The sequence below is a fragment of the Amycolatopsis sp. NPDC041971 genome (assembly GCF_055588925.1).
This window is the reverse complement of the sequence record NZ_JBVJCE010000001.1, coordinates 488,415-500,447: the sequence shown is the minus strand read 5'-3', so window position 1 is coordinate 500,447 and position 12,033 is coordinate 488,415. Positions and strand designations below refer to the sequence as shown.

Sequence of the window (12,033 nt, the reverse complement as noted above, 5' to 3'; positions counted from 1 at the left end):
TAGCGTGGCGGTATGGCTGATCTCCCCTTGGCTCTCGTCACCGGCGCCACCCGAGGCATCGGCGCCGCGGTCGCCCGCGCGCTCGCTCCGACCCACCGATTGCTGCTCGGCGGTCGCGACGCCGACGCGCTCGGCGCGCTGGCGGGCACTCTGCCCGACGCCCGGCCGTGGCCGATCGACCTGACCGACGCCGAGACGCTGGAGTCGGCGACCGCCGAATTCGGCGCGCTGGACGTGCTGGTGCACTCGGCGGGTGTCGCGCGGCTCGGCACGGTCGAGGCCGCGACCGACGCCGACTGGCGAGCGAACTTCGAGGTCAACGTCCTAGGAGTCGTCACGCTGACCAGGCAGCTGCTGCCCGCGTTGCGGACCGCGAAGGGGCACGTCGTCGTGATCAACTCGGGTGCCGGGCAGAACGCGCGCCCGGGCTGGGGTCCGTACGCGGCCAGCAAGTTCGCCGTCCGCGCCTTCGCTGACGCGCTGCGGGAGGAGGAGTCCACGCTGCGGGTGACGTCGGTCTACCCCGGCCGCACGGACACCGAAATGCAGCAGGCGATCATCGCCGACGAGGGCCGCGCGTACGAGCCGGAACGCTTCCTGCGCCCCGAATCCGTCGCGGCCGCCGTACTCGCCGCGGTCTCCGCCACCGGCGACGCACACCCCACCGACGTGACCCTTCGGCCGCGCGGCCTGGTCTAGCCGCCACGGCTCCTCGCTCGCTCGTGGATCCCCGCGTGTCCCCAATGCGGCATTGGAGACGCTCAGCGTCCCCCATGTCACATTGGGAGCACCCCACCTTCCGGACGGGCAAGCCACCGGTTGTCCACAGCCCCGCACCCTTGTGGACAACCGGGCCCTGACCAGCACTTTCCCTCAGAAGCCAGGCCCAACCCCGATAGACTGGCTTCGGGGCCGCCCCCTGGGATGGGTGGGGGCTGCGTAGGTGAGTTAAGAGCGCAGCCGCGCCGAGGTTTCGGCGACTTCGGCCTGTACTTTCGCGCGGTCGACGCGCAGGGATTCGCCGTCGCCGACGACCTGCTCACCCGCCACCCACACGTCGCGGACGCGCCGCGAGCCCGCGGCCCAGACGAGGTTCGAGAGCAGCTGCTCGTCCGGGACGTCGATCCCTGCCGCGAAGGCCGGGTCGTCGAGGTCGACGTGCACCATGTCCGCCCATCGGCCGGTTTCCAGCGCGCCGATGTCGGTCCGGCCCAGCGCGTCCGCGCCGCCGCGGGTGCCGAGCAGGAAGGCGTCGGCCGCGGTCAGCACGGTCGACTCGCCGGTCGCGAGCCGCGCGAACATCGCCGAGAGCTGCACTTCCTCCCACAGGTCGATGTCGTCGTTCGACGCCGGGCCGTCCGTGCCGAGCCCGACGGCGACGCCCGCCTTCCGCAGCTCCGTCACGCGCGCGATGCCCGAAGCGAGCTTCGCGTTCGAGCCGGGGCAGTGCGCCATCCCGACCCCGCGGGCGGCGAACAGCGCGATGTCCTCGTCGGACAGGTGGATGGCGTGCGCGGCGAGCGTCCGGCCCCGCAGCATCCCGACCTTCTCCAGCAGCGCGGGCACCGAGCCGTGCTCTTCACGCTGTTTGACGTCTTCGAGCGCCGCCTCGGCCACGTGGATCTGCACCAGCGCACCGCGTTCGGCCGCCGATTCCGCGGTCGCGCGCAGCGCTTCGGCGTTCAGCATGTACGCCGAGTGCGGTCCGTAGCCGACCTCGATCCGTTCGCCGGGCCCGAACCGCAGGCCGTCGGCGTCGATCCAGCGCTCGATGCTCTTCAGCATCGCGCGCCAGTCCATCCCCGGCAGTTCCATGATCGGCGGACCCAGCACCAGCCGGCCACCGGTGGTGAGTACCGCGTCGGCGAGCTGCTCGCCTTCGAAGTACATCTCCGCGCTGGTCGTGACGCCGTGTCGCAGCATTTCGACCGAGCCAAGCATCATGCCGGTACGGATGTCGGCAGGCTTCAGCTTCGTTTCGGCAGGCCAGATGATCTCGGTCAGCCACCGCAGCAGCGGCAGGTCACCACCCATCCCGCGCAGCAGCGTCATCGGGCTGTGCGCGTGCGCGTTGACCAGGCCGGGCAGGAGAAGACCGCTCAACCGGGTCACGGGAGCGGACGTCTCGGGAGCCCCGGACGCGGGACCGACATGGGTGATACGCCCCGCTTCGTCCACGTCGACCACGGCGTCACGCAGCAACGAGCAGGCGGGGTCGGCGGGGAGAACGACAGGAGCGTGGAAACGGCGTTGCATGAAAGGAGCTTAGGTCAGTCCACGACACCGCTTCGCCACGCCCAGGCCGCCGTCTCCACCCGGTTCCGCGCACCGATCTTGCCCTGCACCGACGCGAGATGCGTCTTCACCGTGGACAGCGAGAGGAACAGCTCGGCGCCGATCTCGGTGTTCGTCAGCCCCTTCGCGGCGGCCTTGACCACGTCCAGCTCCCGCGCGGTCAGCGGTTCCGAAGGCGGGCTGACGTCGCGTTTCACCGTCCCGCCGTCGAAATGCTTGAGCAGCCGGACGGTGATCTGCGGCGAGACCAGCGCGTCCCCGCGCGCGGCCGCCCGCACCGCCTCGATCAGCAGCGCGGGCCCGGCGTCCTTCAGCAGGAACCCGCTCGCGCCGTTCCGCAGTGCGGTGTGCACGTACTCGTCGAGGTCGAACGTCGTGACCACCACCACCTTCAGCGGATCGGCGACGTCCGGTCCCGCCAGCTGCTTGGTGACCTCTAGCCCGTCGATCCCCGGCATGCGGATGTCCAGCAGGCAGACGTCCGGCCGCAGCTCGCGCGCCTTCGCGACCGCCGAGACACCGTCCGCCACGTCGGCGACCACCTCGATGTCGTCCTGGGCGTCCAGGATCATCCGGAAGCCGATCCGCACCATGTCCTGGTCGTCGGCGATCAATACCCGGATCACTCTTCTCCTTCAAGTGGTAGCCACGCTTCGACGCGCCATCCGCCGCCCGGCGCCCGTCCGGCGGAGAGCCGGCCGTGGAGCAGGGCGACACGTTCGCGCATGCCGATCAGACCGTAACCGCCCGACCCGCCCGCCGGACGACGCTCCGGCTCGCGTCCGTCATCGGTCACCTGGAGGTGCAGTTCGTTCCCGCTCACCTCGGCGATGACCAGCGCCTCCTTCGCGCCGGACGCGTGCTTGCCGACGTTCGTCAGCGACTCCTGCACCAGCCGCAACGCCGACCGGCCGACCTCGTGCGGCACGTCCGGCGGCAGTTCGAGCTTCATCGACGTCTTCACGCCGTGGTTCGACCGTTCGATCAGCGTCCGCAGATCGGCGGCGAGATCGGTGGTGGCCTGTTCGCTGAACTCGCTGCTTCCGGCCGGAGCGTCACCGCGCATGCTCCGCACGAGCCGCCGCATGGCCGCGAGCGCCTCCACCCCGGCGTCCTCGATGCGGCCCATCGCCTCGACCGCGATCTGCGGGTTCTTCTCGCCCATCATCTTCGCCGCCTGCGCCTGCACGACGATCCCGGTGACGTGGTGGGCGACGACGTCGTGCAGTTCCCGCGCCAACGCCATCCGCTCCGAGGTCTGCGCGTCGCTGATCGCCGACTGGATGACCTGCGTGCGTTCCGAATCCCGCGAGCGCAGTGCCAGGCCGACCGCCACCGAGATGCCGAGCAGCAGCAGCGCGATGGTTCCGTACCCGGCGATGTCGTCCGGGTCTGTCAGCAGACGGCTACTCGGCCGTTTGGTGTTGAGGATGGCGGCCACGGCGACCACCGCCGAGAGTCCGGCGATCCGGGACACGGCCTTGCTCAGCCCGACCGCGCGGACCAGGGTGACGACCAGCCCCATCCCCGCGACGATCTGCGTCCCCGGCACGCCACCGGGCATCGGGTAGTCGTAGCCGAGCCGGAGGAACGGCGTCACCAGCGCCGAAAGCAGCATGACGGCGGCGAGCGCGATCATCGCGTCGGAGGGCCGCCTCGGTGCCGCGACCGCGATGACCGCGGCGACGATCGAGCAGACCAGCACGGGCAGCCCATGGGCCCTGGCCTCGTAGGTGAAGCCGAACTCCAGTACGAGTGCGAAGGCCAGCAGGGTGAGGAGCGGCCATTGGCCCATCACCAGCTTGTTGAGTTTCTGCAGCTTCTCGTAGCGTTTCGGGTGCACCGTGCGGTCACGCCCGGGGATCGCGAAGATCAGCGTCCCGCCCAGCAGGATCCCGCCGAAGAGCATCGCCTGCGCCATGGTGCCGTTCGAGGTGTCGCCGTAGTAGTAGCGGCCGGAAACCGCGGTCAGGGTCGCCAGCACCAGGCCGGAGATCACGGCGAACGCGACACCCGGCCGCGTCCGGCGTGCGGCGTAGAACAGGACTTCGACGCCCGCCACCACCTCGGTGATGGACAGGTGGGCGAGCACGCTCGAATAGGTCGGGATGTCGAAATACCGGACGACCAGCGTGTAGGCGACCAGGACGACCGAGGCCGCGACGGCCGCGACGGCTGCCCGTTTCCGCGCCCAGAGCGCGCAGAACACCATCGCGAAGATCCCGGGGAACAGCAGCAGATCGATACCGCGGGGGCCCGTGTCGTCGAAGGCGGCGTCGGTCACGAAGACCAGGTCGAACGCGAACGCGGCCAGCAGGACGACGGCGGGCATGCCGATCCGGCGCGTGAGCACACTCACCCGCGCGGAGAACCTGTTCTGGGAGGGACCTGCTGTCACACCGTGACGGTAGAGGATCCGCCGCCGTCCGCACCTTGGCCGACCGGCCCGAGCAGGGTCGGCCGATCGGCCGATGCGCGGGTGATCAGCACTGGCCGTCTGCCCGAAGTGGACACCGGCCCTTCACCGCGAAGCTCTCTCCCGAAGCCGAACACAAGTGACTGACTAGGGAGACTCGCGGTGGTAGATCCACAGTGGACAGAGCAGCCGGTACTCGCCGGGCGTGGACTGGTGAAGCGGTACGGCACGCAGCACGCGCTGGCCGGGATCGACATCGACATCCAGGCGGGGGACGCGGTCGCCATCGTCGGGCCTTCCGGTTCCGGCAAGACCTCGCTGCTGCACGTGCTCGCCGGGATCCTCCGCGCCGACTCCGGACAGATCTTCCTCGCCGGACAGCGGGTCGACCAGCTCAACGAGCGCAAGCGCAGCGAATTGCGGCGTACCGAGTTCGGTTTCGTGTTCCAGTCCGGGATGCTCGTCGCCGAGCTGAGCGCCGAGGAGAACGTCGCACTGCCGTCGCTGCTGAGTGGCAAGGGCCGCAAGGAATCCATCGAGGCCGGCCGCGAATGGCTGGCGAAACTCGGCCTGGCGGGCAAGGAGAAGCGCCGCCCCGGAGAGCTCTCCGGTGGGGAAGCGCAGCGAGTCGCGATCGCGCGGGCGCTGACGCACCGGCCGAAGGTGATCTTCGCCGACGAGCCGACCGGCGCCCTGGACACCCGCACCGGCCGCGCCACCATGGACGCGCTGCTCGCCGCGGCCGCCGACAGCGGTGCCGCGGTGATCGTGGTGACCCACGACCGCGAACTCGCCGAAGCCATGCCGCGCACCGTCTCCATCCGTGACGGCCTGATCGCGACGAGGCTGGCCGCCTGATGAACAGTTTCCAGCTGGCCATGCGGGTGCTCCGGGTCGACCGCCGGACCCGCACGTCGGCCATCCTCACCGCGGTCGGGGTCGCCGTCGCGACCAGTCTGGTGCTCCTGCTGGCCTCCCTCCCGGGTGCCACGCAGGCCCGCTCGCAGCGGGCGATCTGGCAGGACATCCACAGCTACCACTCCGGATCCGATCAGCCCCAGCGCACGGCGCCGCTGCTGATGGCCGCGAACAAGGACTACTCGGGTGACCGCGAGATCACCCGCGTCGACATCGCCCAGACCGGCACTTCGCCGATGCTCAGCCTGCCGCCGGGCATCCCGCGGCTGCCCGCGCCCGGCGAGGCGATCGTCTCCCCCGCGCTCGGGAAACTGATCCAGTCGACACCGCGGGCGCAGCTCGGGGACCGGTTCGGCAAACTCGTCGACGCGCTCGGACCCGATGCCCTCCTGTACCCGGAGCAGCTGGTCGCCGTCGTCGGCCACACCCCGGAGTCGATGCCCACGTCGGCGATGGCCGCGGACGGCTTCCCCGTCAAGGAGGCCAAGCCCGATCCGATGCTGGAACTGCTCGCCTGGGTCGGCGTGATCGTCCTGCTCGTGCCGAGCCTGGTGCTCGTCGCGTCTTCGGCCCGGCTCACCGCCGCCCGGCGTGAGGTGCGGATGGCGGCGTTGCGGCTGGCGGGCGCGACCCCCGGCCAGGTGACGAAGATCGTCGCCGCCGAAACGGCGTTGTCCGCGGTCGTCGGCGCGTTGCTCGGCATCCTCGTGGCACCGGCGCTACAAGGCCTCTCGACGTTCGTCCCCTGGGCCGGTGGAACCTGGCTCGCCTCCGACTTCAGCCTGTCGATCGGCTCGACCATCGCGGTCGCGGTGGCGATCCCGCTGCTGGTCGTCTTCGCCGGGGTCCTCGGCATCCGGCGTGTGCTGAAGACGCCGCTTTTCGCGGCTTCGGCGCACGCTCGCAAGCCGCTGCACTGGTGGCGTCTGCTCACGGTCCCCGCGGCCGGTGCCTTCTTCCTCTTCGCGGTCAGCCAGGACGGCGACGGCGGGATGATGATGGTGATGTTCGGCCTGTTCCTGCTGGTCGGGTCGGCCGCGATCATCGGACCGTGGGTCACCTCGGCGGTGGGTGGCACGTTCGTCCGCATCTGGCGCAAACCGGCCTCGCTGCTGGCCGGACGCAGGCTTCGTGACGACCCGAAGAGCGCGTACCGCGCCACGGCGGGTGTCGTGCTCGCGGTCTTCACCGGCTCTATGGCGCTCACGCTGCTGCCGTCGTTCGAGTCGATGGCAGGCGGTGGACGGACCTTCAAGGACAACGTCCTCTACGCCGAAGCAGACCCGACCCACGCGCAGCAGGTGGTCGACAAGACCAACGCCTCCCTCGCCCGCAATGGGATCACCGACAAGGCCCTCGCGGTCGGTCAGGTCTACCTGGCGAGCGGCGAGATGGGGACCCGCGACGAGACCGTGAACCGAGCCTTCGTGATGACCTGCGAGGACGCCACGAAGCTGTTGCGGGTGGACATCGGCGGCTCCTGCCAGGCGGGTCCCGCGATCTACAGCAGGTCCAAGCTCGACCCGGCGGCGTATCGCCTGACGCCGGAGTACGACAAGCCCGGCGTGAAGCTGGATCCGCGGACTTCGGTGCGGCTCTACCCGGGCAGTGACGAGGACACCTACGGCACGATCGTCATCGACCCGGCTCTGCTGCCCGCGGACGTCAAGCCGAAGTACCTCGACGTGCTCCTGCCGACGACCCCGGCGAACGCCGAGGTCGCGCGCACCGCGCTGGTCGGGGCGGCGCCGGGCCAGGAGGTCATCAGCCGTGGCCTGTACCTGATCGGCCAGCAGCAGGAACTCGGCGACCTGCGCCGGGTCACCGTGATCGGCCTGATCGCCGCCGGCGTGCTCGCCGGCTGCAGCGCGGCCGTGGCGACCGCGGGCTCGGTGATGGACCGCCGTCGCACCTTCGGGGCGCTCATCGCGGCCGGGACACCGGTCCGGGTGCTGGCGAGGGCGCTGCGGATGGAAGCGGCCCTGCCCGCGATGGTGGCCACCATCGGCGCGGGTGTGGTCGGGATCGGAGTCGGCATGGGGCTCTACAGCATGGTCGAGGAGGACGCGGTCGTGCTGAGCCCCTGGCTGCTGGCGCCCGTGGTGCTGGGAATCGGGGTGGCGCTGCTCGGGGCATCCGTCTCGACCCCGGCGCTCAAGCGGGTGCAGTCGGAGCCTCTGGCCGACGAGTGAGAAAAGTTCGCCCGGATGGCGTCATGGCGTTCGGGCGGGCAGGTCTCGTGGGTGGAGTCGATGGTGATCCACCCACGGGCCGGGCGCCCGGTCATCCCTCTGTCGGGGGAGGGGTGAAGGGGCGCCGGGGATACGCAGGGGGTATCCCGAGGTGCGGGGTGTGAGAAAGGGCCGGTCAGGGACGTGGGGACGTTCTGACCGGCCCTTTCTGTCGTGCTAGACCCGCTCGAAGATCAGATCGTGCGAGATCCGCCCTTCGACGTCGGCGCGGTTCTCGAACTTCGTGACCGGCCGCCACCGCGGCCGCGGCGCCCAGCCGCCGGGCTCGTCGGCGTGGCGGTTGCGCAGGAGCGGCTCGGCCGAGCAGACCTCCATCATCTGCTCGGCGTAGTTCTCCCAGTCGGTCGCCAGGTGGAAGGTCCCGCCCGGCGCGAGCCGCGAGGCGACCAGCGACACGAACTCCGGCTGCACGATCCGCCGCTTGTGGTGCCGCTTCTTCGGCCACGGGTCCGGGAAGAACAGCCGGACCCCGGACAGCGAGCTCGGTTCGACGTGCGAGGTCAGCAGCACGACGGCGTCACCGTGCATCAGCCGCAGGTTCTTCACCCCGAGCTTCTCGGCACGCAACATCAGCTGGCCGAGGCCCGGTTCGTACACCTCGACCGCGAGGTAGTCGAGTTCCGGAGCGGCGGCGGCGAGCTGGGACGTGGTCTCGCCCATGCCCGAACCGATCTCCACCATGACCGGGGCCCGCCTGCCGAACCACTCGTCGAAGTCCACCGGGCCTTCGGGCAGTTCGCCGACGGTGCGGCCGAGCGACGGCCAGAGTTCGTCCCAGGCTCGCTGCTGCCCGACGGTCATCCGGCCGCCGCGGTTGACATAGCTGACCACGCTGCGCATCCGTGGCTGGTCCTCGTTTTCCACCAGCCCATTAAACGCGGCGGTCAGCGGACCGCTTCGAACTCCCCCAGCCGCGAGCGCAGGCCCGCGAATCCGGCGACCGCGATCGGCGCCGGCGTCGTACCGCCATGGGCGGGGAGAACGTCGATCCAGCCGTCGTGGCGGCTGGTGTTCAGCACGGTGGTCGGGATCGAAAGTCCGGACGCTCCGCGTTCGGAAGGCATGAACTCCCAGTAACCGGATTCTCCGTCCGCGGCCCACGGGACGAATTCCCAACCGGGACGCCTGCCGAGCAGGCCGGCGATGCGATCTTCGATGCGGAAACCGAGTTCCCGCGAGTCGAGCCTGCCTTCCACGACGGCGCGAAGCCACCACGGGGCGGGAATTTCGCCGTGCATTCCACTGGACGCGCGGTACAGCGCGACAACGAGATCTTCAGGTGCGCGGTGCACCCAGGCGCGGCGGATATCGGATGGCCGGGTCGCGGACGCGACCGTGCGGGGCAGTTCGATCGCCTGTGACCATTCGAGATCGAGCATGGGCTCGAGCCGAGGCTGCATACTTTCCGTGCGGGCTTGCGGGATCTTGCGTTCCACTCCCTGACCGAAATCCACCGTCAAGGATCACCTCCGGGGCCGAAGAGCCGAAATAGGCTCATCCCGAGCATCGCCCGGGCGGGAACAGTATGTCCGCTTCCTGTGAGAGAAGCCACAGGCTCTTAACGTGGACTTGACTCCTTTGGAGGCGGTAAAAGCTCACGCGTCCCGACGATGAGTGATCATCAGCCCGGCTGTATAGACAATCACGCAGATGGCGCCGAAATAAGCCAAATAACCCCACGGCCCCAACGGCGGCTCGAGTTTCAACATCGCCACGGTGAGATCCGGTCCGGAGAATTGATTCGCCGCGAAGAACGGCATCCACTGGTAGATGTCGCCGCCCACTTTGGGAATCAGCACGACGAGACCCTCGATCAACTGGGTCCAGACCAGTGCGAACCCGAGGGCGAACGCGGGGTTGCGGAACAGCAGTCCGAGACCGACGCCGAGCAGCCCCGTCAGGAGGAAGGTCAGGCCCTGGCCTGCCACCGCGCGCCAGTCGGCTCCCGAGGCGATCCCCAGGTCGGCGGCCGGTTTGATCAGATACGCGACCGCCCACGAGCCGAAGCCCACCAGCAGCCCGATCAACCCCGAGAACACCCCGACGACGGCGCCCTTCGCCAGCAACGCGGGCACCCGCGAGGGGACCGCCTGGAAGGTGAGCTTCAGCGTGCCCCAGTTGAACTCCGTCGCCGCCGCGAGGATGGCGAGGACCAGCACCACGGTGCGGCCGAGCGCGCTGGCGACCTGGGTCGAGTTGACGCCCGTCTGGCCCTCGAGCGGCACGAAGCCGAAGAAGAGCGCGGTGTAGGCGAGCGCGACCACGACCGCGATACCCGCGCACCACCAGGGCGCGCGGGTGCTCAGCAGTTTGATCCGCTCCGCGCGGAGCATGTTCGCCGCGGTCATCGGACGCCCTCCGGAACCTGGCCGGTGCCGTATTCGACGGCTTCGGCGGTGAGCTGCATGTACGCCTGTTCGAGCGAGCCGGTGAGCGGCTTCAGCTCGTGGAGGGTCGCCCCCGCGGCGAACGCGAGTTCACCGATGTCGTCGCTGTCCATTTCGGACACGATGAGCGCGCCGTCCTCCTCGTGGAATCCGGCGCCCTTCTCGGTCAGCGCCGTCCGCAGTTCGGGCAGATGCGGGCTGCGAACCCGCACGCCGAGCCCCTTCGCCCGGCCGACGAAGTCCTCCATCGTGCCCTGGTAGATCAGCTTCCCCCGGCCGATCACGACGAGGTCCTGCGCGGTCTGCGCCATCTCCGGCAGCAGGTGGCTCGACACGAAGACGGTGCGGCCCTCGGCGGCGAGCGCGTGCATCAGCTTCCGGATCCACACGATGCCCTCGGGGTCGAGTCCGTTGACCGGCTCGTCGAACAGCAGCACGCGGGGGTCGCCCAGCAACGCCGTGGCGATCCCGAGCCGCTGCGACATCCCGAGTGAGAACTGCCCCGCCCGTTTGCGGGCGACCGGTTCCAGTCCGACCAGCCGGAGCACCTCGTCGACCCGCTTGTCCGGCAGGCCGTTCGTCGCGGCGATCCACCGGAGGTGCTCGCGCGCGGTGCGGCCGGGATGCCGCCAGGTGGCGTCGATCATGCCGCCGACCGTCCGAAGTGGATCACGCAGTTCGCGGTAGGCCTTGCCGTCGATCGTCACCGTGCCCGACGTGGGGTTGTCGAGCCCGAGCATCATCCGCATGGTGGTGGACTTCCCCGCCCCGTTGGGGCCGAGGAATCCCGTCACTCGCCCCACTTCGGCGGTGAAGGAAAGGTCTTCGACGGCGAGCTTGTCGCCGTAGCGTTTCGTGAGTCCGGTGGCCTCGATCATCAGCCCTCCCTCCGGTGGATTCCGACATTACGCGGGAAAGGACCGGGCTGCCCCCCGATTAGGCGGCCCGGTCCTTGTTCCCCTTTTTCTCCCCGGCCGGACGTCTCGCTCCCCCGAGCGAGGCGTCCGGCCTTCTCCCCTGTGGAAGTCCTTACGCGTCGCGCTTGTTCGCGACGACCAGCGAGATGACCAGCAGTACCAGCGCGAAGCCGGCGAAGTAGGCCAGCGAACCGGCCTGGCTCAACGGTGCTTCCGCCGCGGCGGGGCCCGAACCGGTGAGGAACCTGTCGGCGACGTGGAACGGCATCCAGTCGTAGATGTCCTTGCCGATCTTCGGGATGAGCTGGATCAGGTTCTCCACCGCGAGGGCGTAGATCAGCACGAGCGAGATGGCGCCGGCGCTGTGCCGGATCAGGATGCCGATGGCGATCGCGATCACCGAGGCGAATGCGAACACCACGCCCACCCCGGCGACACTGGTCCACTCCGCGGCGGTGTTCAGCGCGAGGTCTTCCGGCCGCATGACCGAGGCGAGGCCCCAGGCGCCGAACGAGGCGACCTCGCCGATCACGAGCGACAGGGTCGCGACCACGCCGGTCTTGGCCAGCAGTGCCGCGGTGCGATTCGGCACGGCCTGGAAGGTGGTCCGGATGGTGCCGAAGCGGTATTCGGTGGTCACCGAAAGCGCGGCGAGCACCATGATCACGGCCATGCCGAAGCCGTAACCGAACTGGGTCAGGCTGACGTCGGTGAGTTCCCCGGCCGGTGCGGCGCCGGAGACGATGGCGGCGAAACCGATCACGACCGCGAGTGCGGCCAGCGCGCACCACCAGGGTGAGCGTGTGGTGAACAGCTTGATGCGTTCCACGGCGAGCAGAGTCATGGCT

The 12,033-nt window shown here is 69.6% G+C and carries 11 protein-coding genes; 3 read left to right on the top strand and 8 right to left on the bottom strand.

The genetic code is table 11. From position 1 onward, the window contains the following. Nucleotides 1–12: 12 nt before the first annotated feature. Nucleotides 13–699, top strand: a complete 687-nt coding sequence (locus ACZ6DT_RS02520) for an SDR family oxidoreductase (RefSeq protein ID WP_465587493.1) — start codon at nucleotides 13–15, stop codon at nucleotides 697–699. A gap of 249 nt (nucleotides 700–948) precedes the next feature. On the opposite strand, the gene ACZ6DT_RS02515 is transcribed toward ACZ6DT_RS02520, so the two are convergent. The 3 genes from ACZ6DT_RS02515 to ACZ6DT_RS02505 are packed head-to-tail and all read right to left on the bottom strand — an operon-like array spanning nucleotide 949 to nucleotide 4,693. Then, nucleotides 949–2,256 (bottom strand): amidohydrolase family protein, encoded by a 1,308-nt coding sequence (locus ACZ6DT_RS02515; protein WP_465587490.1) that lies wholly within the window; start codon nucleotides 2,254–2,256, stop codon nucleotides 949–951. Between the two features lie 14 nt (nucleotides 2,257–2,270). Next, nucleotides 2,271–2,921 (bottom strand): response regulator, encoded by a 651-nt coding sequence (locus ACZ6DT_RS02510; RefSeq protein ID WP_465587487.1) that lies wholly within the window; start codon nucleotides 2,919–2,921, stop codon nucleotides 2,271–2,273. After that, nucleotides 2,918–4,693, bottom strand: coding sequence for a sensor histidine kinase (locus ACZ6DT_RS02505; RefSeq protein ID WP_465587484.1), 1,776 nt, complete (start codon nucleotides 4,691–4,693; stop codon nucleotides 2,918–2,920). Before ACZ6DT_RS02505 ends, ACZ6DT_RS02510 begins: the two co-directional genes overlap by 4 nt. 180 nt (nucleotides 4,694–4,873) lie before the next feature. Here ACZ6DT_RS02505 and ACZ6DT_RS02500 point away from each other — a divergent pair, with 180 nt between their 5' ends. Next, a complete protein-coding gene (locus ACZ6DT_RS02500) occupies nucleotides 4,874–5,569 on the top strand; it encodes an ABC transporter ATP-binding protein (protein ID WP_465587481.1) in 696 nt (231 codons plus the stop codon). Continuing rightward, nucleotides 5,569–7,821, top strand: coding sequence for an FtsX-like permease family protein (locus ACZ6DT_RS02495; RefSeq protein ID WP_465587478.1), 2,253 nt, complete (start codon nucleotides 5,569–5,571; stop codon nucleotides 7,819–7,821). The genes ACZ6DT_RS02500 and ACZ6DT_RS02495 overlap by 1 nt, the downstream gene beginning before the upstream one ends. Nucleotides 7,822–8,037: 216 nt before the next feature. On the opposite strand, the gene trmB is transcribed toward ACZ6DT_RS02495, so the two are convergent. From trmB to ACZ6DT_RS02470, 5 genes are all read right to left on the bottom strand, one after another. Then, a complete protein-coding gene (gene trmB / locus ACZ6DT_RS02490; protein WP_465588795.1) occupies nucleotides 8,038–8,721 on the bottom strand; it encodes a tRNA (guanosine(46)-N7)-methyltransferase TrmB in 684 nt (227 codons plus the stop codon). Nucleotides 8,722–8,765: 44 nt separating this feature from the next. Further along, a complete protein-coding gene (locus ACZ6DT_RS02485) occupies nucleotides 8,766–9,260 on the bottom strand; it encodes a hypothetical protein (protein WP_465588792.1) in 495 nt (164 codons plus the stop codon). A 216-nt stretch (nucleotides 9,261–9,476) separates the two neighbouring features. Next, on the bottom strand, nucleotides 9,477–10,229 hold the full coding sequence (locus tag ACZ6DT_RS02480) for a hypothetical protein (RefSeq protein WP_465587475.1): 753 nt from the start codon (nucleotides 10,227–10,229) through the stop codon (nucleotides 9,477–9,479). Next, nucleotides 10,226–11,146 (bottom strand): ABC transporter ATP-binding protein, encoded by a 921-nt coding sequence (locus tag ACZ6DT_RS02475; RefSeq protein WP_465587472.1) that lies wholly within the window; start codon nucleotides 11,144–11,146, stop codon nucleotides 10,226–10,228. Before ACZ6DT_RS02475 ends, ACZ6DT_RS02480 begins: the two co-directional genes overlap by 4 nt. Before the next feature lie 151 nt (nucleotides 11,147–11,297). Continuing rightward, nucleotides 11,298–12,029: an ABC transporter permease gene (locus ACZ6DT_RS02470; RefSeq protein ID WP_465587470.1), complete on the bottom strand. Its 732-nt coding sequence runs from the start codon at nucleotides 12,027–12,029 to the stop codon at nucleotides 11,298–11,300. Between the last annotated feature and the right edge of the window lie 4 nt (nucleotides 12,030–12,033).

Excerpts from the sequence above, each read along its gene's own strand:
- ACZ6DT_RS02480 (WP_465587475.1), bottom strand. The coding sequence starts at position 10,229 with ATGACCGCGGCGAACATGCTCCGCGCGGAGCGGATCAAACTGCTGAGC.
- trmB (WP_465588795.1), bottom strand. The coding sequence starts at position 8,721 with ATGCGCAGCGTGGTCAGCTATGTCAACCGCGGCGGCCGGATGACCGTC.
- ACZ6DT_RS02475 (WP_465587472.1), bottom strand. The coding sequence starts at position 11,146 with ATGATCGAGGCCACCGGACTCACGAAACGCTACGGCGACAAGCTCGCC.
- ACZ6DT_RS02495 (WP_465587478.1), top strand. The coding sequence starts at position 5,569 with ATGAACAGTTTCCAGCTGGCCATGCGGGTGCTCCGGGTCGACCGCCGG.
- ACZ6DT_RS02515 (WP_465587490.1), bottom strand. The coding sequence starts at position 2,256 with ATGCAACGCCGTTTCCACGCTCCTGTCGTTCTCCCCGCCGACCCCGCC.
- ACZ6DT_RS02485 (WP_465588792.1), bottom strand. The coding sequence starts at position 9,260 with ATGCTCGATCTCGAATGGTCACAGGCGATCGAACTGCCCCGCACGGTC.
- ACZ6DT_RS02470 (WP_465587470.1), bottom strand. The coding sequence starts at position 12,029 with ATGACTCTGCTCGCCGTGGAACGCATCAAGCTGTTCACCACACGCTCA.
- ACZ6DT_RS02520 (WP_465587493.1), top strand. The coding sequence starts at position 13 with ATGGCTGATCTCCCCTTGGCTCTCGTCACCGGCGCCACCCGAGGCATC.